The sequence below is a fragment of the Helicobacter pylori genome (genome assembly GCF_011140715.1).
GTDB classification, from domain to species: Bacteria; Campylobacterota; Campylobacteria; order Campylobacterales; family Helicobacteraceae; genus Helicobacter; species Helicobacter pylori_DA.
The window spans coordinates 1-26522 of the sequence record NZ_SFZZ01000038.1; the positions used below are offsets into that span (position 1 = coordinate 1).

The window sequence follows — 26522 nt, forward strand, 5'->3', positions numbered from 1 at the left end:
AAAAGAACTTCTTGTTGCTTAGTTTTGAAAGATTGGGCTTAATCTTTCTTTTTTTACTTCTTGATTGTTTTTAATATTTGCTTGCTTATTGTTTGTTATTTCTTAATACTTATATTTTTAGTTGTTAGTGTCTTTATATTTAATGTTTAATGTGTTTAGTTTGCTTGTGTTGGATTTAGCGTTGAGCTTTCTTAATTCTTTTGTTTAGATTTATTGCTTCTTGTTGTTTAATGTTTAATGATTTTAATCGCTTGATTTGGATTTTTACTGCTTATGGTTTTTTGCTTGTTGTTTTTGTTGTTTCTTATTTCTTAATGTTTGATTTTTGCTTTTGGTGTTTTTGGTGGGTCTGAGCTGATTATGAATGCGTTTGGATTTGAAAATTCTGTTCTTATCAAGTATTGGTGTTTAAAGTCTTATTTTTATAGTTTTAAGTTTTATTTTATAGTGAAATTCATAAGGGGGTGGGGGTTATTTTTGATTTTTAATGCCCTGTATTTCTAGGGTTTTAGGCGTTCAAGGATTTGGGTTGTAATTTCTTACGGATCTAATTGAACAAGTTGTTGGCGTTCAAAATTGCGTGCTTGAAAATCAATGCAATGCAATAATCCAAAAATAATAGAATCGTTTTCATAGGGGGCAACTAGGCGCATGCCTGAATAATGGAATTGAGCGCAAGAAAGCACAATAAATACGCTGTAGGGTTTTAATAGGGGATTTTCATTATGTGGGTTGAGTTTGATAAGACTTCCAAAAGCAATTGGTTTTATACTTTTGTTTTCATCAGATTGGCTTTGTAAAATAACTTGTTCTAAAAAATGATTGATGAGTGGCACTCTATGCACCGATATGGGTCTGGGGATAGACGCCTTTTGTAATGCTAATGCAAGACTTCCTCCTACCCTATTGTTCTCTAAAACTTGCACTTTTGGGACAACTTGCAACTGATCAATCATTACCTCAATTGCTTCATTTTCTTCATCTATAATGTAATTTTTATGCGAAGGGTATTTTTACCTTGTTTAAAGCCCTATTTACTGAACTTATTGGATAAAACCTACTTAAGTTAAATTGATCTCATTTTATTATAAAATATAAAAAACCAAATCTTAAAGGAAAATCATGCAAGAAAATCAAATCACATGCCCCAAGTGTCAAACGCTCATTGATGTGAGGGAAGCGTTATACAAACAGATTGAGCAAGAAAATCAAAATAAGTTTTTAGCCCAACAGAAAGCGTTTGAAAAAGAAGTGAATGAAAAAAGAGCGCAGTATCACACTCATCTTAAAATGTTAGAGCAAAAAGAAGAGGCCCTAAAAGAGCGGGCAAAAGAGCAACAGGCTCAATTTGATGATGCCGTCAAACAAGCGAGCGCTTTAGTCTTGCAAGATGAAAGGGCTAAAATCATTGAAGAAGCCAGGAAAAACGCTTTTTTAGAGCAGCAAAAGGGCTTGGAATTGTTGCAAAAAGAATTAGACGAGAAGTCCAAACAAGTCCAAGAATTGCACCAAAAAGAAGCAGAAATTGAAAGGCTCAAAAGAGAAAATAACGAAGCAGAGAGCCGATTGAAAGCTGAAAATGAAAAAAAATTGAATGAAAAATTGGATCTGGAAAGGGAAAAAATAGAAAAAGCCTTGCATGAAAAAAATGAATTGAAATTCAAGCAGCAAGAAGAGCAATTAGAAATGTTAAGAAACGAGTTGAAAAACGCTCAAAGAAAGGCGGAGTTAAGCTCGCAGCAATTCCAAGGCGAGGTGCAGGAATTAGCGATTGAAGAGTTTTTGAGACAAAAATTCCCCCTAGATAGTGTTGAAGAAATCAAAAAAGGCCAAAGAGGGGGCGATTGCATTCAAGTGGTGCATACTAGGGAATTTCAAAATTGCGGGAGAATTTATTATGAGAGCAAACGCACTAAAGAATTTCAAAAAACTTGGGTGGAAAAGCTTAAAAGCGACATGCGAGAGATTGGGGCTGATATGGGGGTTATTGTGAGTGAAGCACTGCCTAAAGAGATGGAGAGGATGGGGTTATTTGAAGGGGTGTGGGTGTGTTCGTTTGAAGAGTTTAAGGGGTTGAGTGCGGTGTTAAGAGAGGGGGTTATTCAAGTGAGTTTGGCTAAAAAAAGTCAGGAAAATAAGGGCGATAAAGTGAATCTGCTCTATCATTATTTGACAAGCTCTGAATTTTCTATGCAAGTGAATGCGATTATAGAGGGGTTTGAGCAATTGAGAGCGGATCTAGAAAGCGAAAAACGCGCGATGGCTAGGATTTGGAAAAGCAGGGAAAAGCAAATGGAAAAAGTGTTTGAGGGTACGATTAACATGTATGGCTCTATCAAGGGCATTGCAGGTAATGTGATAGGGCAAGTGAAAGCACTAGAGCTTGGGTATGATGGGGAAGATTTAGAGTGATATAATTTTGTATCCAATTGAGTTGTATAAGAAAAGTTAAAGGAAAAAACGAGAAAAAAGATGGCGATCAATATCAAAAAGATAAAATCCCTTAAGGCGTTTTGTGGTTTAGACATGATTGAAATGGATGAATTTAAACACTATAATATCATTTTTGGAAATAATGGGTGCGGAAAAACAAGCTTGACAAGGGCTTTTGAGTTACTGATTCCAAAAAATAAGCACATTGAAAAGTATCGCACCATTTCTGCTGATAAATCCCCAAGCATTGAATTTGAATGCAAAAATGGAAGCTATAAAATAGAGCCAAATAGCGATATTGGAGTGCCTTTTAAAGTTAAAATCTATAATAGTGATTTTCTGCACAATAACGCGCCTTTAAATAGTGAGTTTGGACTTAAAAAACTAGATGATGGCACAATCATTTTAGAAGGCTCGGTTCTAGGCGAAGAAACGAAAGAAATCAATCAATTAAAAGATTTTAGAGAGAAAGTAGAAAAAAGACAAAAGAAAATTAAAGACGAGAACGACTCTGAGAATACCTTAAGCGCTAAGCAAGAAAGTGAAATTAAAAAATATGATAAAGAAATAGAAAAAATACGAAAAAAAATGACTTCAAAGACTATTCAAATAGCACTAGATGAGATTGGAATAAACAATTTCTATAAAGTGTCAAAGGATAAATTTAAATATCCAGAAGATAAATTAAAGGATCTGGAAAAAGATTTTAATGAATTGGATGAAGCCATGAAAAAATTTGATGGTTTAAAAGAAATGAAATTGCCTAAAGATTATCAAACAATAAAAGATAAGTTAGAATTTTTATTTTCCTTTAATATAGACAAAGAGGCGGGGCAAGTTTCAGAGAAAATTAAAGAACATATTAGCAAGGTTGGAAGAGAATTTATTGAGAAAGGAATAAAATTACAAAAAGAGATGCCTGATAATGCATGCCCTTTTTGCGCTCAAAAAATTCCTAATGAGATTATTCAAGAATATACAAGTTACTTTAATAAGAGCGTTGAAACATTTAATCAACGCTCTTTAGAAATGAGTGGGACTTTAAAAAATATTTTAGACCAATGGAATATAAAGGAAATATTGCAATCATTTGAAAAATTTGAACCTTTCATGAAGAAAGACTTTTCAAAAAATAAGGAAAGTTTAGAAAATGCGTTAGAGCAAATAAAAGTTTTATTAGAAAAACTTCAAAAAGAAGTGGATAAAAAAGAGGGAGCTAAAAATAAGGAAAAATTTCAAGAGATAGATAAAGAATTGTTGGAAATTCAGAAAGATATCCAACAACATGTTGATGAGACTAGAAAGATTTTAAACGAAAAGAAAAAACAAAAAGAGAAATTAGAAAAATTAAAAACCGAGTTGAAAGAAGCAAGGATTAAAAAGGTTAAACATGATAGTTACGATTGGCAAAAGAGCAAAAGAGAAGCTGAGAGAAAACTATCAGTTTTAAATCGTGGGCATGAGAGACTAAACCGCCTTTTAGAAAAAATTGACAATAAACTTAAAAAGCTATATGAACAAAAACGCCCTGATATTGAAGCTATTAATAGTTATCTTAAAGCTTTAAATTTGCCTAAATATTCTTTGCATGAAGATTATAGAATTGTTTTAAATTCTGATGCTTTAGAAAATAGTGTGGCTGAGATGATCTTAAGCGATGGCGAAAAAACCACGCTCGCGTTTGCGTATTTTTTAGCGCGTTTAAAATTATTTTATAAAAAAGAGGATTTAAAAAATTTAGTTGTTATCATAGATGATCCTATATCCAGTTTAGATGAGCAAAGGATTTATAACACTTCTTATATTGTGGCAAAAATCAATCAAGAACTAGCAGGGGAAGCATTGAAAGATGAAGATAAAGCGCAAGTATTTGTTTTAACTCATAATCATACTTTTATGGCGCGTTTAATCAATATGGTAGGCAAACATGCTCGCTATTTCCAATTAGAACGCAATCAAAATCAATTAAAAATTGTTTGTAAAAATGAAGTCGTTGGTTATTTTGACACTTTCTACTTGCTTTTATTTAAAGAAGTGTATGAATTTGCGAAAAAAGAAAAAGTGCAAGATGATTTTAAAGAGGCTATAAATTATGGGAACAAAGTAAGGATTTTATTGGAAAGTTTTTTAAAGATTAATTTTATTGACTCGTTTCTTGGAGAAAAACATGATGGTGTTTTTAAGAAAGACAGGATTAAATCTTTGATAAAAACAGCAAATGGGGAAGTTGAATTGAATTTTTCAAAGCTACCTTTTAATAAGGATAATAATTGCAATATAGAAAATAAAGAGATGCTTTGTGAGAAATTATTATGTATTGTGAAAGGCTTGCATTCAGATAGTCATGGAAGCGTTATGGATTTTTTTAACCCTTATAAAAATTCACTTGAAAATATCCAAGAATTTGCGAAAATAGCTATTAATGCTATGAAAATTTTAAATCCTTATCAAACACGATCTTATATGGGGAGTGTGGATAAAGAAATTAAAAACAAGGAATGACATGCGAATCGTATTTATGGGAACACCGGGGTTTGCTGAAGTGATTTTAAGGGCGTTGGTTGAAAATAAAAATAACCATATAGAAGTGGTGGGGCTATTCACTCAAAGGGACAAACCTTTTGGGCGCAAAAAAGAATTGAAAGCCCCAGAGACTAAAACATACATTTTAGAAAATCATTTAAATATCCCCATTTTCCAACCGCAAAGTTTGAAAGAGCCTGAAGTCCAAATCTTAAAAGGTTTGAAGCCTGATTTTATCGTGGTGGTGGCTTATGGTAAGATTTTGCCTAAAGAGGTTTTAGCCATCGCTCCTTGCATTAATGTGCATGCGTCGTTATTGCCTAAATACAGGGGGGCTTCGCCCATTCATGAGATGATACTCAATGATGATAAGATTTATGGCATAAGCACCATGCTTATGGATTTGGAGTTGGATAGCGGGGATATTTTAGAAAGCGCTTCTTTTTTGAGAGAAGATTATTTGGATTTAGACGCTTTAAGTTTAAAATTAGCGCGCATGGGAGCGACTCTGCTTCTTTCAACGCTCAAAAATTTTCATTCCGTTACAAGAAAGCCTCAAGATCACATACAGGCTAGTTTTTGTAAAAAAATCACCAAAGCTGATGGTTTAGTGGGTTTTAAAGACGCTAAAAATTTGTTTTTAAAATCGCTTGCGTTTAAATCTTGGCCAGAAATCTTTTTAGAAAACAGTCTTAAGCTTTTAGATGTAGAATTGGTGGAAAATGAAAAGAGCCACAAGGAAGGCGAGATTTTAGCAATTGATGAAAAAGGCGTTCTTGTAGGTTGTTTGAAAGGCAGCGTGCGTATAGCAAGGTTGCAAGCGGTGGGTAAAAAGCCTTTGAAAGCGAAGGATTATTTGAATGGCAAGCGTTTGAAAGTGGGCGGTATTTTGGCATGAGAAAATGTGAAAAAAGGGTTTTTGATAGCCTACCTTCCACGCAAATTTATCTTTTAGAAAAACTTAAAAGCAATGAACTCAAAGCCCCTGTTTTAGTCTTAGCTAAAAACCAAAGCGCTGGGATAGGCAGTAGGGGGAATATTTGGGAGGGTGTGGAAAGCGCTTTGACTTTTTCACTCGCTTTAAACGCAAGCGATTTGCCTAAAGATTTACCCGTGCAAGCGAACGCTTTGTATTTGGGGTTTTTATTCAAAGAAGTTTTAAAAGAATTAGGCTCTCAAACCTGGCTTAAATGGCCTAACGATTTGTATTTAGGGGGTCAAAAAATAGGGGGCGTGTTGGTTAATATTTATAAAGACATGCGGGTGTGCGGTATTGGCGTGAATAGGGTTTCAAAGAAATGGGCATGTTTAGATATTGGCGCGAGCGACGATTTGATTATAGAGGGCTTTTTAAAAAAAATAGAAGAAAATCTTTTTTGGGGGGAAGTTTTAAGTAAGTATGCGTTAGAATTTCATAGAAGCAACTCTTTTAGCTTCCATAATGATTGGGGCGAAGCGATGAGTTTGAAAGATGCGGAATTGTTAGAAGACGGCCGCATTTGTATTAAAGGTAAGATTTATGATAGGATGTGAGTATGATGAGTGAAATCATTGCAGTGGCTAATCAAAAAGGGGGTGTGGGCAAAACGACAACAGCGGTTAATTTAGCGGCTTCTTTAGCGGTGCATGAAAAAAAAATCTTGTTGATTGATTTTGACCCTCAAGCCAACGCCACTTCAAGCTTGGGTTTTAGGCGCGATAAAATTGATTATGATATTTATCATGTGTTGATTGGCCGTAAGCAAATTTCTCAAGTGATCTTAAAAACCCAAATGCCTTTTTTGGATTTAGTGCCTTCTAATTTGGGTTTAGCTGGGTTTGAAAAAACCTTTTATGATAGCCAAGATGAGAATAAACGAGGCGAACTCATGCTCAAAAACGCCTTAGAGAGCGTGGTAGGGCTTTATGATTATATCATTATTGATTCCCCGCCAGCTCTAGGGCCTCTCACGATCAATTCGCTTTCAGCAGCCCATTCGGTGATCATTCCTATCCAATGCGAATTTTTTGCCCTTGAAGGCACTAAATTATTGCTTAACACCATTAGAATGCTGCAAAAAAGCACGAACCCTAAGCTCAAAATCAGAGGTTTTTTACCCACTATGCATGTCCCTCAACTCAATTTGACAAAAGGGGTTTTAGCGGAATTGTTTAAGTATTTTGACTCAGAATTTTTTAGAGATTCAGTTACAGGCGAGTATATTATGATCCCTAAAAGCGTGAAATTAGCGGAATCGCCTAGTTTTGGTAAGCCTATTTTGCTCTATGATATTAAATCTAATGGCAGTATCGCTTATCAAAAATTAGCTCAAAGCATTCTTCAGGGGTGGTGATGGCAAAAAATAAAGTGTTGGGTAGGGGTTTAGCGGATATTTTCCCTGAAATTAATGAAGTGTATGAGCAAGGATTATACGAAAGAGCGAATCGGGTTGTGGAGCTTGGTATTGATGAGGTGATGCCCAATCCTTACCAGCCCAGAAAAATCTTTAGCGAAGAGTCCTTAGAAGAATTAGCGCAATCCATTAAAGAACATGGTTTGTTGCAGCCGGTTTTAGTGGTGAGTGAGAACGGGCGTTATCATTTGATCGCCGGTGAAAGGCGCTTAAGAGCGAGCAAATTGGCTAAAATGCCCACGATTAAAGCGATTGTTGTGGATATTGAGCAAGAAAAAATGCGTGAAGTGGCGTTGATTGAAAATATCCAGCGAGAGGATTTGAATCCCCTAGAGTTGGCTAGATCGTATAAAGAATTGCTTGAAAGCTATCAAATGACTCAAGAAGAGCTGTCTAAAATCGTTAAAAAATCTAGAGCTCATGTGGCTAATATCATGCGTTTATTGACGCTTTCTTCTAAAGTTCAAAACGCTCTTTTAGAAGAAAAAATCACTTCAGGGCATGCAAAAGTCTTGGTGGGTTTGGAGGAAGAAAAACAAGAATTAATCTTAAATTCCATTATAGGGCAGAAACTCAGCGTGCGTCAGACAGAAGATTTAGCGCGTGATTTTAAAATAAACGCAAATTTTGACAATAAAAAACATGGTTTCAAGCAAACCCAAACGCTCATCGCTGAAGATGAATTAGAGCGTTTTAATCAAAGTTTGTGGGATCGTTACAAGCTTAAAGCGGCTTTGAAAGGGAAAAAAATAGTTTTACGATGTTATGAGAATTCTCTTTTAGAGGCTTTTATGAAAAAAATGATGTCTTAACGCTTGAATATTCTCAAATTTTAAGCGATTTTTTGTTAAGATAGAGTTAATGTTTTTATAACAAAGTTTCAAATATTTTATAGGATTTTAGGAAAGAAATAGGTTATGAATATATCGGTTAACCCCTATTTAATGGCGGTCGTTTTTGTGGTGTTTGTGTTATTGCTGTGGGCGATGAATGTTTGGGTGTATAGGCCTTTGTTGGCTTTTATGGATAACAGACAGGCAGAGATAAAGGATAGCTTGGCTAAAATCAAAACGGATAACACCCAAAGCGTGGAGATCCGCCATCAAATTGAGACTCTTCTTAAAGAAGCGGCTGAAAAGCGTAGGGAAATGATAGCAGAAGCGATTCAAAAAGCTACAGAATCCTATGACGCTGTGATCAAGCAAAAAGAGAACGAACTCAATCAAGAGTTTGAAGCGTTTGCAAAGCAATTGCAAAATGAAAAGCAAGCGCTAAAAGAGCAGTTGCAAGCGCAAATGCCGGTATTTGAAGACGCATTAAACAAGCGTGTGGCTATGGGTTTAGGGAGTTGATGGATGTTTTTAGTTAAAATGGTGTTAGGGTCTTTGATCCTTTTAAGCCCTTTGTGCGCTACTGGATTGGATATTTCACAAACAGATATTATAGAGCGTTCTTTAAATTTTCTCTTATTTGCGGGGATTTTGTGGTATTTTTTGGCTAAAAAACTGCGTTCATTTTTGCACTCCAAAAGCCTTGAAATCTCCAAACGCTTAGAAGAGATTCAAGCCCAACTTAAAGTGAGTAAAGAAAATAAGAAAAAACTCTTAAAAGAATTGGAGCAAGCCAAAGAAAAAGCGGAATTGATCATTTCTGATGCGAATAAAGAAGCTTACACGATCACGCAAAAATACGAATTGCAAACCAAAATGGATGTGGAAAATTTGATCAAAAATTCTAAGGCGTTGATGGATTTAGAAGTTAAAAAGATCAAAAGAGAGCTGGTTGAAAGCGTTTTTAAAGATCTAAGAGAGAGCAAAAAAGTCTCTTTCAATGCGCAAGATTGCGTGAATATTTTGAAACAAAGGCTTTAAATGCAAGATTTAAAAGTGATCGCTAATCATTATACTAAAGCGTTGAAAAACCACACTAAAGGCGATTTAGCGTTATTGGAAGAAATCATTATGGGGCTTAAAAATGTAGCAGAAGCCATAAAATTGCACAAACTCAACCGGGTTTTAGCCCATGTTTCTTTAAAAGTGAAAAAAGAGGTTGTGTTTGAAATCTTAGAAAAAATAACTTCCACAAAAGCATGTTCAGTGTTAAAGCCTGTAATGGAAGTGGTGTTAAAAAATAACAGGCTTGAGATGTTGGAATTGATCACTCAAGAGCTGTCTTTTGATTCTAAAAAGACTTTAGAAGCCACGCTTTTAGTCCCACAAAAGCTTGAAAATAATGAACTAGAAGCCGTGCAGCAAAAATTGCAAGCGCGTTTTAACGCTCCTGTAGAAATCGCTCAAGACACTTGGTCTAAAAAAGGGGTTTCTTTGAGCGTTTCAAGCCTGGATTTAGAAATAGGCTTTTCTAAAGAAGATATTTTAAAGAAAATAGAAAAACAGGTTATTCAATCTATTTAATCAATCTAAGGAGATAAAGATAATGTCCCAACTAAAATTGGAAGAAATCAGCTCAGTTATTGAAGAAAAAATCAAGAATTTTGAACTTGATTGCGATATGGCTGAAGTAGGAAAAGTCGTTTCATACGCTGATGGTGTGGCTAAGGTTTATGGCTTAAATGGTGTGATGTCGTATGAAGTGCTGGAGTTTGAAACAGGGGATAAAGGCGTTGCGGCTAACTTAGAAGAAGATAGCGTTGGCGTGATTGTGTTTGGTTTTGGCAACAATATTAAAGAGGGGACTAGCGTTAAGTGCACGAAGAGTTTGATGAAAGTTCCTGTGGGCGATGCGGTTGTAGGGCGTGTGTTGAACGCTTTGGGTGAGCCTATTGATGGCAAGGGTGAGATAGAAACGAATGAATTTAGCCTCATCGAGCAAAAAGCCCCGGGCATTATGGACAGAAAATCGGTGCATGAGCCTTTGCAAACGGGCATTAAAGCCATTGATGCATTGGTGCCTATTGGGCGCGGGCAAAGGGAATTGATCATTGGGGACAAGCAAACCGGTAAAACCACCGTAGCGATCGATGCGATCATTAACCAAAAAGGGCAAAATGTGATCTGTATCTATGTGGCTATTGGGCAAAAAGAATCCACTGTCGCGCAAGTGGTCCGCAAATTAGAAGAATACGGAGCGATGGAATACAGTGTCGTGATCAACGCTTCGGCTTCAGATTCAGCTGCGATGCAATATTTAGCCCCTTATTCAGGTGTGGCTATGGGGGAATACTTTAGAGATCATGCCCGCCATGCCCTAATCATTTATGACGATTTGAGTAAGCATGCTGTCGCTTACAGAGAAATTTCTTTGATTTTGAGAAGACCCCCAGGTAGGGAGGCTTTTCCTGGAGATGTGTTTTATATCCACTCACGGCTTTTAGAAAGAGCGGCTAAACTTTGCGATGAAAAAGGTGCAGGCTCTTTGACCGCACTCCCTATTGTAGAAACTCAAGCGGGCGATGTTTCAGCCTATATCCCTACGAATATCATTTCTATTACAGACGGGCAAATTTTCTTAGAAACGGATTTGTTTTATTCAGGGATTCGCCCGGCTATCAATGTGGGCTTATCGGTTTCAAGGGTTGGAGGGGCCGCTCAAATCAAAGCGACCAAGCAGGTTTCAGGGACTTTGCGCTTGGATTTAGCGCAATACAGAGAGTTGCAAGCCTTCACGCAATTCGCTTCTGATTTAGATGAAGCGAGTAAAAAGCAATTAGAAAGGGGGCAACGCATGGTAGAAGTGCTGAAACAAGCCCCTTATTCGCCCTTGCCTATTGAAAAGCAAGTGGTCATTATTTACGCTGGGGCTAAGGGCTTTTTAGATAGCGTGAGCGTGAAAAAAGTCGTGGATTTTGAAGAGCAACTGCACCCTTTCTTGGAAGCAAAATACCCTCAAGTTTTAGAAGAAATCCACACTAAAAAAGCGCTGGATAAGGATTTAGAAGCCATGCTAAGAAAAGTCTTAGAGGAATTTAAGCTCACTTATAGCGAGTAGGAGACGGCTAGAATATGGCGAATTTAAGAGATATTAGAAAGAAAATTGGAAGCGTTAAAAACACGCAAAAAATCACGCATGCGATGAAACTCGTTTCCACTTCCAAGCTAAGAAAAGCTGAAGAAGTTGCAAGAAATTCTAGAGCGTATGCGTTGAAACTAGACGCCGTGTTTGATGATGTGCTATCTAAGATGAAAAATCAAGGGATTGAAGACATTCAAAGCAAGTATTTTAGGGAACTAGAAAGACTTGAAATCAAAAAAGTGGATATTATTTTTATCACAGCCGATAAGGGGCTTTGTGGGGGTTTTAACACCAATACCATTAAAAAAGTTTTAGCATGCACGAATGAATACAAAGAAAAAGACATTAAAGTGCGTTTGCGCGGTATTGGTAAAAAGGGTAATGAGTATTTTAGCTTTAACGGGATAGAGGTTTTAGATAAGATCAATAATTTGAGTTCTATGCCTAATTATGAACGCGCGCAGGAATTCATGAAAAAAGTGGTAGAGGATTATTTGAGTGGGAAAACCGATAAGGTGATCATCATTCATAATGGCTTTAAAAACATGATCACTCAAGAAATAAGAGTCAAAACAATTTTGCCTATTGGGTATAAAATCATCCACCAAAACCCCCAGCCTAGTGAGACGCAAGAGACCATTACCAGTGAGCCAAGCGGGAGTGAAGATGAAATTTTAGACTCTTTAGCAGAAAAATATGTGGAGTATAGTTTATACTACGCTTTGATTGATTCTTTGGCCGCAGAGCATAGCGCTAGAATGCAGGCTATGGATACAGCGACGAATAACGCTAAAGACTTGGTTAAGACTTTAACCATTTCTTATAATAAAGCCAGACAAGAGGCGATTACGACCGAGCTAGTAGAAATCAATGCGGGCGTAGAAGCCCTAAAATAAAAATTACATTAAAATAAGGAGCGATGAAAGCGATGGAAGGTAAAATCATTCAGGTTTTAGGCCCTGTGGTAGATGTGGAATTTGAATCCTATCTGCCGGCGATTTTTGAAGCGTTAGACATTAATTTTGAAGTCAATGACACTCAAAAATCTTTAGTTTTAGAGGTGGCAGCCCATTTGGGCGGTAATCGGGTGCGAGCGATTGCTATGGATATGACAGAAGGCTTAGTGCGTAACCAAGCTGTCAAGGCTCGTGGCAAAATGATTGAAGTGCCTGTGGGCGAAGAAGTGTTGGGGCGTATTTTTAATGTTGTGGGCGAGAGCATTGACAATTTAGAGTCTCTTAAGCCGTCCTTGACTTGGCCCATTCACAGAAAAGCCCCTAGTTTTGAACAACAAAGCACTAAAACAGAAATGTTTGAAACCGGTATTAAAGTCATTGACTTGCTCGCGCCTTATTCTAAGGGCGGTAAAGTAGGCTTGTTTGGTGGGGCTGGCGTAGGCAAAACGGTGATCATTATGGAGCTTATCCATAATGTGGCCTATAAGCATAACGGGTATTCGGTGTTTGCAGGCGTGGGGGAGCGCACCAGAGAAGGGAATGATCTGTATTTTGAGATGAAAGAAGGGGGCGTTTTAGACAAGGTCGCGCTGTGCTATGGGCAAATGAATGAGCCGCCAGGCGCGAGAAACCGCATCGCATTCACCGGCTTGACGATGGCAGAGTATTTTCGTGATGAAAAGGGCTTAGATGTGTTGATGTTTATTGACAACATCTTTAGATACGCTCAAAGCGGTGCGGAAATGAGCGCGCTATTAGGCCGTATCCCTTCAGCCGTGGGGTATCAGCCCACGCTAGCCGGGGAAATGGGGAAACTTCAAGAGCGTATCGCTTCCACTAAAAATGGCTCTATCACTTCGGTTCAAGCGGTGTATGTGCCAGCAGATGACTTGACTGACCCAGCCCCTGCTTCGGTTTTTGCACATTTAGATGCGACTACGGTGTTGAACAGAAAGATCGCTGAAAAAGGGATTTATCCGGCAGTGGATCCTTTGGATTCCACTTCAAGGATTTTAAGCCCTCAAATGATCGGCGAGAAGCACTATGAAATCGCTACCGGTATCCAGCAAGTTTTGCAAAAATACAAGGATTTGCAAGATATTATTGCGATTTTGGGATTGGACGAATTGAGCGAAGAGGATAAAAAAACGGTTGAAAGGGCTAGAAAAATTGAGAAATTTTTATCCCAGCCGTTTTTTGTGGCTGAAGTGTTTACGGGAAGTCCCGGTAAATATGTGACTCTCCAAGAGACTTTAGATGGCTTTGGAGGGATTTTAGAAGGTAAATACGATCATATTCCCGAGAACGCATTTTACATGGTGGGCAGCATTCAAGAGGTTTTAGAAAAAGCTAAAAACATGAAAAATTCCTAAGGGTTTTGTGATGGCTTTGTTGAAAATTAGTGTGGTAGTTCCTGAGGGGGAAGTTTATACAGGAGAGGTTAAAAGCGTTGTGTTGCCAGGAGTTGAAGGGGAATTTGGGGTGCTTTATGGGCATAGCAACTTGATCACCTTGCTTCAGGCGGGAGTGGTTGAGATTGAAACCGAAAACCAAAAAGAGCACATTGCGATCAATTGGGGCTATGCAGAAGTTACTAATGAACGGGTGGATATTTTAGCCGATGGGGCGGTCTTTATTAAAAGAGAATCAGACGACAGAGATGATGCTATCTCTAGGGCTAAAAAGCTTTTAGAGGACGCAAGCTCTGACAGGTTAGCGGTCTCTAGCGTGCTGGCTAAGATTGAGTCTCTTTAAGGGGATAATCATGTTCGATTCAATCGTTTATTTTTTCAATAAGAGCGGGTTTGTTACCACGCTTGTTTTAGTTTGGATTTCGCTCTATTTGGTGATGACTTTATGGGTCTTTTTGTATAAAAGCATTGTGTTAAAGATTGAACTCAAGCGCGAGATGCAATCTTTGTCTAACATTCTTAATGGAGCGCAAGACGCTCCAGAGCATTTTATGTTTAATAAAAAAAGAAATGATGAAACCAAGAGGTATTCTAATGAATTGTTGCAGGCTTGGAAACATCAAGTTCTTAAGCAAAGCACGACGGGTTTAGTGGTATTAAGCATCATCTCTTCTACAGCCCCCTTTATTGGTTTGTTTGGGACGGTAGTTGAAATTTTAGAAGCGTTTAACAATTTGGGCGCGTTAGGTCAAGCTTCTTTTGGGGTGATCGCACCCATTATTTCTAAGGCTCTTATCGCCACCGCTGCAGGTATTTTAGCAGCCATTCCAGCCTATTCTTTTTACTTGATTTTAAAACGCAAGGTGTATGATTTATCGGTTTATGTGCAGATGCAAGTGGATATTTTGTCTTCTAAAAAATAAAGCTTTTAAGGGGATTTTATAAATATCTTAAATAGGGAGTTAGAAGGTTTTTATGAATTACGATAACTATTGGGATGAGGACAAACCAGAACTCAATATCACGCCCTTAGTGGATGTGATGCTTGTTTTATTGGCTATTCTTATGGTAACGACGCCCACTCTCACTTATAAAGAAGAGATTGCTTTGCCTTCTGGTTCAAAAACTGCTAGAGCCACTCAAGATAAAATGATAGAGATCCGCATGGATAAAGACGCAAAAATCTATATAGATAGTCAAACCTATGAATACAACTCCTTCCCGGATACTTTTAACTTGCTTTCTAAGAAATACGATAAAGATACTAGGGTTAGTATCCGCGCGGACAAGCGATTGACTTATGACAAAGTGATCTATTTGTTAAAAACGATTAAAGAAGCGGGTTTTTTAAAAGTTTCTTTAATCACAAGTCCTTAAAAAGCAAGGCTAATTTGCATGAGTAAGAGCGCGATCTTTGTTGTTTCTGGCTTTTTAGCGTTCTTGCTCTATGCTTTGTTGTTGTATGGCTTGTTGTTAGAAAGGCACAATAAAGAAGCGGAGAAAATCCTTTTGGATTTGGGCAAAAAAAACGAACAAGTCATTGATTTGAATTTAGAAGATTTTCCAAGCGATGAAAAAAAAGATGAAAAAATCGCTGAAAAAGCAGAAGAAAAAAAAGATGAAAAAGTAGTTGAAAAAAATGCAACTGATAAGGAGGGCGATTTTATTGATCCTAAAGAGCAAGAAGAAAGCCTTGAAGATATTTTTTCTTCACTCAATGATTTTCAAGAAAAGACAGACGCAAACGCCCAAAAAGATGAGCAAAAAAATGAGCAAGAAGAAGAGCAAAGGCGTTTAAAAGAACAACAACGCTTAAGAAAAAACCAAAAAAATCAAGAGATGTTGAAAGGTTTGCAACAGAATTTGGATCAATTCGCGCAAAAACTAGAAAGCGTTAAAAACAAAACTTTAGATTTGCAAATTCCTAAACAAGATGGGGTTGATGAAAAGGCTTACCAAGAGTGGTACGCTCAAATCTATCAGATTTTATATAAAGGTTGGAAAGGGGTTTTTTACCACAAGGCTTCAGTGAGCGCGCTGATTATGATCACTAAAGATGGGGAGTTTGATTATACCATTCTTAGCTACTCTGATTTTAAGGATTATAACAAGAGTGTGATGACCCTTTTAGATGATTTAAAAAAAGTGGATTTCCCCCCATATCCTGGAGGAAACATGATTTCTATTCAAGTTAATTTTACGACTAAGGAAGAACAATGAGGTATTTATGGCTTTTTTTAATATACGCTATAGGGCTTTTTGCAACAGATAAAACGCTAGATATTATTAAAACCATTCAAAAACTTCCTAAGATTGAAGTGCGCTACTCCATAGACAACGATGCCAATTACGCTTTAAAATTGCATGAAGTCTTAGCGAACGATTTAAAGACTAGCCAACATTTTGATGTTTCTCAAAACAAGGATCAAGGTGCTATCAATTACGCAGAACTCAAGGATAAAAAAGTCCATCTTGTAGCGCTTGTGAGCGTGGCGGTAGAAAACGGCAATAAAATTTCACGATTAAAACTTTATGATGTGGATACAGGAACGCTCAAAAAGACTTTTGACTACCCCATTGTAAGTTTAGATCTATACCCTTTTGCAGCGCACAACATGGCCATTGTGGTGAACGATTATTTAAAAGCCCCTTCTATCGCTTGGATGAAGCGCCTTATTGTTTTCTCTAAATACATTGGACCAGGAATCACAAACATCGCACTAGCGGATTATACGATGCGTTATCAAAAAGAAATCATCAAAAACAACCGACTCAATATTTTCCCTAAATGGGCGAACGCTGAGCAAACGGAGTTTTATTACACGCAGTATGGCGAAAGAACGCCCATGATTTTAAAATACAACATTCAAAAAGCCACTCATGAGAATATCGCTAGCTCTCAAGGAATGGCTGTGGTCTCTAGCGTGAGTTCTGATGGCTCTAAAATTTTAATGTCTTTAGCCCCTGATGGCCAACCGGATGTTTATTTGTATGACACGCATAAAAAAACTAAAACCAAAATAACGCGCTATCCGGGGATAGATGTTTCAGGCGTGTTTTTAGAAGATGACAAGTCTATGGCTTTTGTTTCAGATAGATCCGGTTATCCTAACATCTATATGAAGAAATTGGGGTTAAAAGAGAGCGCGGAGCAACTCCTTTATGAAGGAAGAAGCAATGAATCCATTGACGCTTATAAAGATAGTATCGTGTATGTGAGCCGAGAAAACCTTAATGAATTTGGCAAAACGGTGTTTAATTTGAATTTGATCACTCTAAACAGCAAATATATCCGCAGGCTTACCGTGAATGGCTCTAACCAGATGCCTCGTTTTTCTACGGATGGGAGAAATATCATGTATATCAAAAAGACGTCTCAAGAATACGCCATGGGGCTTATTTTGCTAGACTATAACCAGAGTTTTTTATTCCCTTTAAAGAATGTGAAAATACAAGCCTTTGATTGGTAAGGTTAAATTAAGCGAATGTGAGTTAATATTTACATTCATTGAAATTTTATTTTTGGAGAATTTATAATGAAGAGATCTTCTGTATTTAGTTTCTTGGTAGCTTTTTTATTGGTAGCTGGCTGTAGTCATAAAATGGATAATAAGGCTGTGGCTGGTGATGTGAGCGCTAAAACGGTTCAGACTGCGCCTGTTACTACAGAACCAGCTCCAGAGAAAGAAGAGCCTAAACAAGAGCCAGCTCCAGTGGTTGAAGAAAAGCCGGCTATTGAAAGCGGGACTATCATCGCCTCTGTTTATTTTGATTTTGACAAGTATGAGATCAAAGAATCCGATCAAGAGACTTTAGATGAGATCGTGCAAAAAGCTAAAGAAAACCACATGCAAGTGCTTTTGGAAGGCAATACCGATGAATTTGGCTCTAGCGAATACAACCAAGCGCTTGGCGTTAAAAGGACTTTGAGCGTGAAAAACGCTTTAGTCATTAAAGGGGTAGAAAAAGATATGATCAAAACCATCAGTTTTGGCGAAACCAAACCCAAATGCACCCAAAAAACTAGAGAATGTTACAGAGAAAACAGAAGAGTGGATGTCAAATTAGTGAAGTAATTTTAGGATGAAAAGGCTTTTTTTTATCCCTTTTGTCACTCCCTTTTTTCTCAATGGGGAGCCTTCAGCGTTTGATTTGCAAAGCGGAGCGACCAAAAAAGAACTCAAGCAGTTGCAAGTCAATAGCAAGAATTTTTCCAATATTTTGACCAAAATCCATTCGCAAGTAGAGGCTAACACTCAAGCTCAAGAGGGTCTAAGGAGCGTTTATGAGGGGCAGGCTAATAAGATTAAAGATCTCAATAACGCTATCCTTTCCCAAGAAGAATCCTTGCGAGCCTTAAAAGCCTCTCAAGAAGTGCAAGCTAACACATTAAAGCAGCAATCGCAAACTTTAGAGGATTTGAGGAATGAGATCCGTGCTAACCAGCAAGCTATCCAGCAGTTAGACAAGCAAAACAAAGAGATGAGTGAATTATTGACCAAGTTAAGCCAGGATCTGGTTTCACAAATCGCCTTAATCCAAAAAGCCCTCAAAGAACAACAGGAAAAAGCTGAAAAGCCGCTCAAATCAAGCGTTCCGACCAATAAAAACCCCCCTTTGAAAGCCGAATCCCCAAAAAATCAAGAGAAAAAAACTCAAGAAAAGGCGAAAGTTGAGTTTGATAAAGATTTGTCCAAGCAAAAAGAGATCTTTCAAGAAGCTCTGTCTTTTTTTAGAAACAAATCCTATGCAGAAGCCAAAGAGCGTTTGTTGTGGTTAGAAGCCAATAGTTACAGACTTTATTATGTGCGTTATGTTCTTGGAGAAGTGGCTTATGGGGAAAAGAGATACAGAGAAGCGATCAAGTATTACAAAGAGAGCGCTCTTTTAAATCAAAAAGCGTCTTACATGCCTGTGCTTTTGTGGCATACGGCATGGTCGTTTAAAAAAATCAAAGACGATCAAAACTATTATAAATTTTTAAACACTTTGCAACGCTTGTATCCTTCAAGCGAACAAGCTAAAATGGCGCAAAAAATCTTAGAAAACAAGGAGAAACACTACCATGCAAAACCATGATTTAGAATCAGTCAAACAAGCCGCTTTGATTGAATATGAAGTGAGGGAGCAAGGCTCTAGCGTTGTGCTAGATGGCAATATTTCTAAAGAGCCTTTAGAGTTTATCATAGGCGCTAATCAAATCATAGTAGGGTTAGAAAAGGCGGTATTAAAGGCTCAAATTGGCGAGTGGGAAGAGGTTGTTATCGCCCCAGAGGAGGCTTATGGGGTTTATGAAAGCAGCTATTTGCAAGAAGTCCCTAGAGATCAATTTGAAGGCATTGAATTAGAAAAAGGCATGAGCGTTTTTGGGCAAACTGAAGACAACCAAACCATTCAAGCCACTATCAAAGACTTTAGCAACACGCATGTGATGGTGGATTATAACCACCCATTAGCCGGGAAAACTTTAGCGTTCCGTTTCAAGGTTTTAGGTTTTAGGGAAGTGAGTGAAGAAGAGATTCTAGCTTCACGCCATGACAGTGCAACAGGTTGCTGCGGCGGTCATGGGGGTCATGGCAGAAAAAAAGGTGGGGGTTGTGGTTGCTCATGTTCGCATGGGTAGTGTTGAGGTATAGGCATGTTTAAAAAGGCAAGGTCATGAATAGCTCTAACCTCAAGAATTGGCTATTCCCCACTATTTGCTTTTTTTTATTTTGTTATATTTTAATTTTTTTGATGTTTTTTATGTTTAAAAATTTACAATCGCAATCTTTTGGCTCTGTGGCAGAAACCGGAAAAAAACCCATTACTACCACTAAGAAATTTGGTAAGGAATTGCAAAAACAGATTTCAAAAATCCATTAACTTTTTTTCTTTTTTGCCGATACTTGCTGTAATCAAATGAATTGGATATTAGATTAAAGGATTTTAAGATGATTAACGCCGTCTCTTCGCTCACTCCAGTGCAATCTTTGGGGAATTACAAGCGTGTGGAAAAGAATGAAAAAGTTGAAAACAATGAAGCCGCTCTTGATAGGGTAGCTGAGATCAAGCAAGCTATTGAAAATAACCAGTATAAGATCAACTTGCATGAGACTTCTCACAAAATGGCACAGGACTTGTTGGGGATAAGCTAGGGGGTTTAAGGGCTTCATTTCTAGGAGGGTTATTCTCGCTGTCGTTTTGTTTTTCACTGAAGTTTAGTTTCTTTATGTTTTAAAATGCGTTTGTCGCTCTTTTAAATAGGGTGCGTTTTAGTCGTGTGTTAGGAATGATTGATTGGGGATTTTAACTTTTATGGATTTTTGCTCTGGCATTGGTGGAGGCCGTTTGGGCTTGGAGCGGTGTCATTTGAAATGCGTAGGGCATGCAGAAATCAATCATGAAGCCCTTAGAACTTATGAACTATTTTTTAAGGATACTCATAATTTTGGGGATTTGATGCGGATCGACCCTAATGATTTACCCGATTTTGATGCGCTCATTAGCGGGTTTCCTTGTCAGGCTTTTTCTATCAATGGCAAAAGGAAAGGGCTTGAAGATGAAAGAGGGACTATTATTTATGGGCTTATTCGTATCTTAAAGGTTAAACAGCCCAAATGTTTCTTGCTTGAAAACGTTAAGGGTTTGATCCATCATAAGCAACAAGAAACTTTTAAAACCATTATCAAAGCCTTGCAAGAAGCGGGCTATACAACTCATTATCAAATTTTAAACAGCACTGATTTCCAATTAGCCCAAAAGAGAGAGCGCCTTTATATCGTAGGGTTTAGGAAGGATTTGAAATGCCCATTCAATTTCCCTTTAGGTTTAGCCAATGATTATTGTTTTAACGATTTTTTAGACGCTGATAATGAATGTTATTTGGATGTGAGTAACGCTGCATTTCAAAGATACTTGTGCAACCCATACAACCATAACCGGGTTTTTTTAGAGAATATTTTAACTTTAGAAAACGCTGTTTTAGACACAAGACAATCTGATTTAAGGTTGTATTTTAATGTTTTTCCTACTTTAAGGACTTCTCGGCATGGCTTGTTTTATACCCAAAAAGGCAAAATCAAAAGATTAAACGCTATTGAAAGCCTGCTTTTACAAGGGTTTCCTAGAGATTTGATCGCTAAGATTAAAGACAACCCTAACTTTAAAGAAAGCCATTTGTTATCCCAAGCGGGGAATGCCATGAGCGTGAATGTGATTGCTACTATCGCCAAACAAATGTTAAAGGCGATTTAATAAGGGAGCTTTAAAGGGAGAATGATTTCAAAATACCCCCTATCCCCTTAAGGAATTGAGTTTTATAATAAAACTAAAAATGGCATAGTATTTGCTTGAATATGGCTGAAACAAGAGCTAAAGGATTTGTTATGGTCGTTTTACATTCTCATTTAGAAAACGCGCTAAACCAATTGAAAGAATTGATTGATTTAACGGAGCGCGATATAAGAGACATTAAGCTCGCTAAACACACCGAAATTTTTGAAAGAAACCATCAAAAACAGCTAGCGATTCAAGCTTTTGAGAAAGAAAAAGCGAATATAGATGCGCAAATGTTGTCTTTAAAAAATCAATTCCCTGATAAAGAAATGAGTGAATTATTAGACGAAAAAACGAGCGATTTTTTAAACCAAATGCGAGAATCCTTGCTTGTTTTGAAAGAAAAAAACTTGATCTATTCGCGCATGGCGTTTGCGGTTTCTGAGTTTTATTCTTCGCTCATCCAACAAATCATTCCCCATGACACTTGCGATTATAAAGGCTCTAGGCATGTGGGGAGTCATTTTTTAAGAGTGCAGGCGTAAAATGGGCGGAATCTTATCTTCACTCAACACTTCTTACACCGGTTTGCAAGCCCATCAGAGCATGGTGGATGTTACCGGGAATAATATTTCTAACGCCAGCGATGAATTTTATAGCCGTCAGCGTGTGATTGCAAAGCCCCAAGCGGCTTATATGTATGGCACTAAAAACGTGAATATGGGCGTGGATGTGGAAGCCATTGAAAGGGTGCATGATGAGTTTGTTTTTGCTCGTTACACGAAAGCTAATTACGAAAACACTTATTACGATACAGAATTTTCGCATTTAAAAGAAGCGAGCGCGTATTTTCCGGACATTGATGAAGCGAGCCTTTTTACGGATTTGCAAGATTATTTTAACTCATGGAAAGAATTGTCTAAAAACGCCAAAGACTCCGCTCAAAAACAGGCTCTCGCTCAAAAAACAGAAGCTTTAACGCACAACATTAAAGACACCAGAGAGAGGTTAACGACCTTACAGCATAAAGCGAGCGAAGAATTAAAAAGCGTTATCAAAGAAGTCAATAGCTTGGGTTCTCAAATCGCTGAGATCAATAAACGCATTAAAGAAGTGGAAAACAACAAGAGTTTAAAGCATGCGAATGAATTAAGGGATAAGCGAGATGAGTTGGAATTCCATTTGCGAGAGCTTTTAGGAGGGAATGTTTTTAAGAGCAGTATTAAAACCCATTCGCTCACAGATAAAGACTCAGCGGATTTTGATGAGAGCTATAACCTTAATATCGGGCATGGGTTCAATATCATTGATGGTTCTATTTTCCATCCCTTAGTGATTAAAGAATCCGAAAATAAAGGGGGTTTGAACCAGGTTTATTTTCAAAGCGATGATTTTAAGCTCACTAATATTACCGACAAGCTCAATCAAGGGAAAGTGGGGGCGTTATTGAATGTGTATAATGACGGATCTAACGGGACTTTAAAGGGCAAATTGCAAGATTATATTGATTTGTTGGATTCTTTTGCTAGGGGCTTGATAGAATCCACGAATGCGATTTACGCTCAAAGCGCGAGCCATCATATTGAAGGCGAACCTGTGGAGTTTAATAGCGATGAAGCCTTTAAAGACACTAATTACAATATCAAAAACGGCTCGTTTGATTTAATCGCTTACAACACCGATGGCAAGGAAATCGCCAGGAAAACCATTGCTATCACGCCCATTACAACCATGAACGATATTATCCAAGCCATTAACGCTAACACCGATGACAATCAAGACAATAACACCGAAAACGATTTTGATGATTATTTCACAGCGAGCTTTAACAATGAGACTAAAAAGTTTGTTATCCAGCCTAAAAACGCTTCGCAAGGGTTGTTTGTCTCCATGAAAGATGATGGCACTAATTTTATGGGGGCGTTAAAACTCAACCCTTTTTTTCAAGGCGATGACGCTTCTAATATCAGCTTGAATAAAGAATATAAAAAAGAGCCTACCACTATCCGCCCATGGCTTGCTCCCATTAACGGGAATTTTGATGTGGCGAACATGATGCAGCAATTGCAATACGACAGCGTGGATTTTTATAACGACAAGTTTGACATTAAACCAATGAAAATCAGTGAGTTTTATCAATTTTTAACCGGTAAAATCAACACGGACGCTGAAAAATCAGGGCGTATTTTGGACACTAAAAAGAGCATGTTAGAGACCATTAAAAAAGAGCAACTCTCTATTTCGCAAGTGAGCGTGGATGAAGAAATGGTGAATTTGATCAAGTTTCAAAGCGGTTATGCCGCTAACGCTAAGGTCATTACCGCTATTGATCGGATGATAGACACTTTATTGGGGATTAAACAATAAGTTTTCTACCCATAGCGTTTTGATCAAATAAGCCTTATTTAACTTATTTTTTAAACTCTATTTATTTTAAAACTCATTTTTTGAGCTTTCTTTATAAGCAACTCTCAAACAATTAATAGCATCATGCAAGCTATAGGCGAGAGGGTGTTTTGTAAAGCTTGTGTTATAATAACGATTATTGTTGATTGAAAGGAAAACAGATGAGACGGAGTTTTTTAAAGACGATTGGCTTGGGCGTGATAGTGCTCTCTTTGGGTTTGTTAAGCCCTTTGAGTGCAGCGAGTTATCCGCCCATTAAAAACACTAAAGTAGGGTTAGCCCTTTCTAGCCACCCGCTAGCCACTGAAATCGGGCAAAAGGTTTTAGAAGATGGGGGTAATGCGATTGATGCGGCGGTAGCGATAGGTTTTGCGCTAGCAGTCGTCCATCCGGCAGCAGGCAATATTGGTGGAGGCGGTTTTGCGGTTATCCACTTGGCTAATGGTGAAAATGTTGCCTTAGATTTTAGAGAAAAAGCCCCCTTAAAAGCCACTAAGAACATGTTTTTAGACAAGCAAGGCAATGTGGTCCCTAAACTCAGCGAAGATGGCTATTTGGCGGCTGGGGTTCCTGGGACGGTAGCGGGCATGGAAGCGATGTTGAAAAAATACGGCACCAAAAAACTATCGCAACTCATTGATCCTGCCATTAAATTGGCTGAAAATGGTTATGCGATTTCACAAAGACAAGCAGAAACCTTAAAGGAAGCAAGGGAGCGGTTTTTAAAATACAGTTCTAGCAAAAAGTATTTTTTTAAAAAAGGACACCTTGATTATCAAGAAGGGGATTTGTTTGTCCAAAAAGATCTAGCCAAGACTTTGAATCAAATCAAAACGCTAGGCGCTAAAGGCTTTTATCAAGGGCAGGTCGCTGATCTTATTGAGAAAGACATGAAAAAAAATGGGGGGATTATCACTAAAGAAGATTTAGCCAGTTACAATGTGAAATGGCGCAAACCCGTAATAGGGAGTTATCGTGGGTATAAGATCATTTCTATGTCGCCGCCAAGTTCAGGAGGCACGCATTTGATTCAGATTTTAAATGTCATGGAGAATGCGGATTTAAGCGCCCTTGGGTATGGGGCTTCTAAGAATATCCATATCGCTGCCGAAGCGATGCGTCAGGCTTATGCGGATAGATCGGTTTATATGGGAGACGCTGATTTTGTTTCGGTGCCGGTGGATAAATTGATTAATAAAGCGTATGCCAAAAAGATTTTTGACACTATCCAGCCAGATACGGTCACGCCAAGCTCTCAAATCAAGCCAGGAATGGGGCAGTTGCATGAGGGGAGTAACACCACGCATTATTCTGTAGCGGACAGGTGGGGGAATGCAGTCAGCGTTACTTACACCATTAACGCTTCTTATGGAAGCGCTGCTAGTATTGATGGGGCAGGATTTTTATTAAACAATGAAATGGATGATTTTTCCATAAAACCAGGAAACCCTAATCTTTATGGTTTAGTGGGGGGCGATGCGAATGCGATTGAAGCCAATAAACGCCCTTTAAGCTCCATGTCGCCTACGATCGTGTTGAAAAACAATAAGGTTTTTTTGGTGGTGGGAAGCCCTGGAGGGTCTAGGATTATCACTACGGTGTTGCAAGTGATTTCTAATGTCATTGATTACAACATGAATATTTCTGAAGCGGTTTCAGCCCCAAGATTTCACATGCAATGGCTCCCTGATGAATTAAGGATTGAAAAGTTTGGCATGCCCGCTGATGTGAAAGATAACCTCACTAAAATGGGCTATCAAATCGTTACTAAGCCGGTCATGGGCGATGTGAATGCGATCCAAGTTTTGCCTAAAACTAAAGGGAGCGTTTTCTATGGATCAACGGATCCAAGGAAAGAATTTTAATTCTATTTAGCCTTATTGTTTTGGGAGGGGGACTTTTTTAGCGAGAAAATCTTAAATTTAGTTTTAAAATTCATAAAAATAGTGTAAAATTTCTCATTACAAGAGACGATTTTAGATCTAAAATGGTGTGTGCAGAATGGAGTTTGAGAATGTTTGTTAGTTCTAGGATGCACGCAGTTTCTTTTTAAGATTGGTAGCTATGGCATTATGTTTGATCTTATTAATAGCAGAGGAGTGGCAATGGGATACACAAGCAAATTAGCTTTAAAGATTTGTTTGGTAGGTTTGTGTTTATTTAGCACCCTTGGTGCAGAACACCTTGAGCAAAAGGGGAACTATATTTATAAGGGAGAGGAGGCTTATAATAATAAGGAATATGAGCGAGCGGCTTCTTTTTATAAGAGCGCTATTAAAAATGGCGAACCGCTTGCTTATGTTCTTTTAGGGATCATGTATGAAAATGGTAGGGGTGTGCCTAAAGATTACAAGAAAGCGGCTGAATATTTTCAAGAAGCGGTTGATAACGATATACCTAGAGGGTATAACAATTTAGGCGTGATGTATAAAGAGGGTAGGGGCGTGCCTAAAGATGAAAAGAAAGCCGTGGAGTATTTTAGAATAGCTACAGAGAAAGGCTATACTAACGCTTATATCAACTTAGGCATCATGTATATGGAGGGTAGGGGCGTTCCAAGCAACTATGTGAAAGCGACAGAGTGCTTTAGAAAAGCGATGCATAAGGGTAATGTAGAAGCTTATATCCTTTTAGGGGATATTTATTATAATGGGAATGATCAATTGGGTATTGAGCCGGACAAAGATAAGGCGATTGTCTATTATAAAATGGCGGCTGATATGAGTTCTTCTAGAGCTTATGAAGGGTTATCAGAGTCTTATCGGTATGGGTTAGGCGTGGAAAAGGATAAACAAAAGGCTGAAGAATATATGCAAAAAGCATGCGATTTTGACATTGATAAAAATTGTAAGAAAAAGAACACTTCAAGCCGATGACTCTCAAGCTTGGGCTTGATTCAAGGATTTTTTTATTTTATGCTAAGTAGCGTTTTTTTTGAACAATTGATTTGAAGCGATAGATTAAAGATATTGCATTTTTCATGGCTAAGTGGCTTTCTACCAAAAACTTTAGCCAAAAAACATTGCTTGCTATAACTTTGCTCTGTTTGCCTTGCCTAAATACTCCCCCTGCATTAACAAACCCCCTAAATTTACAAACTCCAAGCAATAGCGAGCGGTTTTCATAAGCTTTTCAAAAACGACGCTAAGATCGCCGAGAGCTTAAAGCCC

28 protein-coding genes are annotated in these 26522 nt (G+C 37.9%); 27 read left to right on the forward strand and 1 reads right to left on the reverse strand.

The annotated features are described in order from the left end of the window. Positions 1-539: 539 nt before the first annotated feature. Complete coding sequence (locus EWZ81_RS03695) at positions 540-956, reverse strand: hypothetical protein (RefSeq protein WP_165549052.1); 417 nt, start codon at positions 954-956, stop codon at positions 540-542. 166 nt (positions 957-1122) lie between these two features. Here EWZ81_RS03695 and EWZ81_RS03700 point away from each other — a divergent pair, with 166 nt between their 5' ends. The 27 genes from EWZ81_RS03700 (at position 1123) to EWZ81_RS03830 (ending at position 26228) form a co-directional block, all read left to right on the forward strand. Continuing rightward, positions 1123-2412 carry a DUF2130 domain-containing protein gene (locus tag EWZ81_RS03700; RefSeq protein ID WP_165549053.1) on the forward strand — a complete coding sequence of 430 codons (1290 nt, stop codon included), beginning with the start codon at positions 1123-1125 and terminating at the stop codon, positions 2410-2412. A 60-nt stretch (positions 2413-2472) separates the two neighbouring features. Then, positions 2473-4935, forward strand: a complete 2463-nt coding sequence (locus EWZ81_RS03705; protein WP_165549054.1) for an AAA family ATPase — start codon at positions 2473-2475, stop codon at positions 4933-4935. Between the two features lies 1 nt (position 4936). Next, positions 4937-5854, forward strand: coding sequence for a methionyl-tRNA formyltransferase (fmt, locus tag EWZ81_RS03710; protein WP_165549055.1), 918 nt, complete (start codon positions 4937-4939; stop codon positions 5852-5854). Continuing rightward, positions 5851-6489, forward strand: coding sequence for a biotin--[acetyl-CoA-carboxylase] ligase (locus EWZ81_RS03715; RefSeq protein ID WP_165549056.1), 639 nt, complete (start codon positions 5851-5853; stop codon positions 6487-6489). Before fmt ends, EWZ81_RS03715 begins: the two co-directional genes overlap by 4 nt. A gap of 5 nt (positions 6490-6494) precedes the next feature. After that, positions 6495-7289, forward strand: a complete 795-nt coding sequence (gene soj / locus EWZ81_RS03720; RefSeq protein ID WP_165549057.1) for a chromosome partitioning ATPase Soj — start codon at positions 6495-6497, stop codon at positions 7287-7289. After that, on the forward strand, positions 7289-8161 hold the full coding sequence (locus tag EWZ81_RS03725) for a ParB/RepB/Spo0J family partition protein (RefSeq protein ID WP_165549058.1): 873 nt from the start codon (positions 7289-7291) through the stop codon (positions 8159-8161). The genes soj and EWZ81_RS03725 overlap by 1 nt, the downstream gene beginning before the upstream one ends. A 105-nt stretch (positions 8162-8266) precedes the next feature. After that, complete coding sequence (locus EWZ81_RS03730) at positions 8267-8701, forward strand: FoF1 ATP synthase subunit B' (RefSeq protein WP_165549059.1); 435 nt, start codon at positions 8267-8269, stop codon at positions 8699-8701. A gap of 3 nt (positions 8702-8704) precedes the next feature. Next, positions 8705-9220 carry a F0F1 ATP synthase subunit B gene (locus tag EWZ81_RS03735; RefSeq protein WP_165549060.1) on the forward strand — a complete coding sequence of 172 codons (516 nt, stop codon included), beginning with the start codon at positions 8705-8707 and terminating at the stop codon, positions 9218-9220. Then, complete coding sequence (locus EWZ81_RS03740) at positions 9221-9763, forward strand: F0F1 ATP synthase subunit delta (protein WP_001153204.1); 543 nt, start codon at positions 9221-9223, stop codon at positions 9761-9763. It abuts the gene before it with no gap. A 22-nt stretch (positions 9764-9785) separates the two neighbouring features. Continuing rightward, positions 9786-11297, forward strand: a complete 1512-nt coding sequence (gene atpA / locus EWZ81_RS03745) for a F0F1 ATP synthase subunit alpha (protein ID WP_015642483.1) — start codon at positions 9786-9788, stop codon at positions 11295-11297. 14 nt (positions 11298-11311) lie between these two features. Next, on the forward strand, positions 11312-12217 hold the full coding sequence (atpG, locus tag EWZ81_RS03750) for an ATP synthase F1 subunit gamma (protein ID WP_000002184.1): 906 nt from the start codon (positions 11312-11314) through the stop codon (positions 12215-12217). 32 nt (positions 12218-12249) lie between these two features. Beyond that, positions 12250-13650, forward strand: coding sequence for a F0F1 ATP synthase subunit beta (gene atpD / locus EWZ81_RS03755; RefSeq protein ID WP_165549070.1), 1401 nt, complete (start codon positions 12250-12252; stop codon positions 13648-13650). 10 nt (positions 13651-13660) lie between these two features. After that, positions 13661-14032, forward strand: a complete 372-nt coding sequence (gene atpC / locus EWZ81_RS03760) for an ATP synthase F1 subunit epsilon (protein WP_165549061.1) — start codon at positions 13661-13663, stop codon at positions 14030-14032. Positions 14033-14042: 10 nt separating this feature from the next. Next, a complete protein-coding gene (locus EWZ81_RS03765) occupies positions 14043-14612 on the forward strand; it encodes a MotA/TolQ/ExbB proton channel family protein (RefSeq protein ID WP_000460424.1) in 570 nt (189 codons plus the stop codon). Positions 14613-14664: 52 nt separating this feature from the next. After that, positions 14665-15066, forward strand: coding sequence for an ExbD/TolR family protein (locus EWZ81_RS03770; RefSeq protein WP_001105106.1), 402 nt, complete (start codon positions 14665-14667; stop codon positions 15064-15066). A gap of 18 nt (positions 15067-15084) precedes the next feature. Beyond that, entirely contained in the window at positions 15085-15909 is an 825-nt protein-coding gene (locus EWZ81_RS03775) for an energy transducer TonB (protein ID WP_165549062.1), read from the forward strand. Then, positions 15906-17159 (forward strand): Tol-Pal system protein TolB, encoded by a 1254-nt coding sequence (gene tolB / locus EWZ81_RS03780; RefSeq protein WP_165549063.1) that lies wholly within the window; start codon positions 15906-15908, stop codon positions 17157-17159. Before EWZ81_RS03775 ends, tolB begins: the two co-directional genes overlap by 4 nt. Before the next feature lie 66 nt (positions 17160-17225). Further along, positions 17226-17765: an outer membrane protein Omp18 gene (locus EWZ81_RS03785; protein ID WP_165549064.1), complete on the forward strand. Its 540-nt coding sequence runs from the start codon at positions 17226-17228 to the stop codon at positions 17763-17765. Positions 17766-17772: 7 nt separating this feature from the next. Further along, the gene (locus EWZ81_RS03790) at positions 17773-18768 is read left to right on the forward strand and encodes a hypothetical protein (RefSeq protein ID WP_165549065.1); all 996 of its coding nucleotides are present in this window, start codon (positions 17773-17775) and stop codon (positions 18766-18768) included. After that, positions 18755-19312: an FKBP-type peptidyl-prolyl cis-trans isomerase gene (locus tag EWZ81_RS03795; RefSeq protein ID WP_165549066.1), complete on the forward strand. Its 558-nt coding sequence runs from the start codon at positions 18755-18757 to the stop codon at positions 19310-19312. The genes EWZ81_RS03790 and EWZ81_RS03795 overlap by 14 nt, the downstream gene beginning before the upstream one ends. Before the next feature lie 35 nt (positions 19313-19347). Continuing rightward, positions 19348-19554 (forward strand): hypothetical protein, encoded by a 207-nt coding sequence (locus EWZ81_RS03800; protein ID WP_001088953.1) that lies wholly within the window; start codon positions 19348-19350, stop codon positions 19552-19554. A 68-nt stretch (positions 19555-19622) separates the two neighbouring features. Further along, positions 19623-19826, forward strand: coding sequence for a flagellar biosynthesis anti-sigma factor FlgM (locus tag EWZ81_RS03805; protein WP_000606313.1), 204 nt, complete (start codon positions 19623-19625; stop codon positions 19824-19826). 160 nt (positions 19827-19986) lie between these two features. Further along, positions 19987-20925: a DNA cytosine methyltransferase gene (locus tag EWZ81_RS03810; protein WP_165549071.1), complete on the forward strand. Its 939-nt coding sequence runs from the start codon at positions 19987-19989 to the stop codon at positions 20923-20925. Positions 20926-21056: 131 nt separating this feature from the next. Then, the gene (locus tag EWZ81_RS03815) at positions 21057-21491 is read left to right on the forward strand and encodes a hypothetical protein (RefSeq protein ID WP_000260922.1); all 435 of its coding nucleotides are present in this window, start codon (positions 21057-21059) and stop codon (positions 21489-21491) included. 1 nt (position 21492) lies between these two features. Further along, positions 21493-23313, forward strand: coding sequence for a flagellar hook-associated protein FlgK (gene flgK / locus EWZ81_RS03820; RefSeq protein WP_165549067.1), 1821 nt, complete (start codon positions 21493-21495; stop codon positions 23311-23313). A gap of 200 nt (positions 23314-23513) precedes the next feature. Next, on the forward strand, positions 23514-25217 hold the full coding sequence (ggt, locus tag EWZ81_RS03825) for a gamma-glutamyltransferase (protein ID WP_165549068.1): 1704 nt from the start codon (positions 23514-23516) through the stop codon (positions 25215-25217). Between the two features lie 240 nt (positions 25218-25457). Next, entirely contained in the window at positions 25458-26228 is a 771-nt protein-coding gene (locus EWZ81_RS03830; RefSeq protein ID WP_165549069.1) for an HP1117 family Sel1-like repeat protein, read from the forward strand. Positions 26229-26522: the final 294 nt, after the last annotated feature.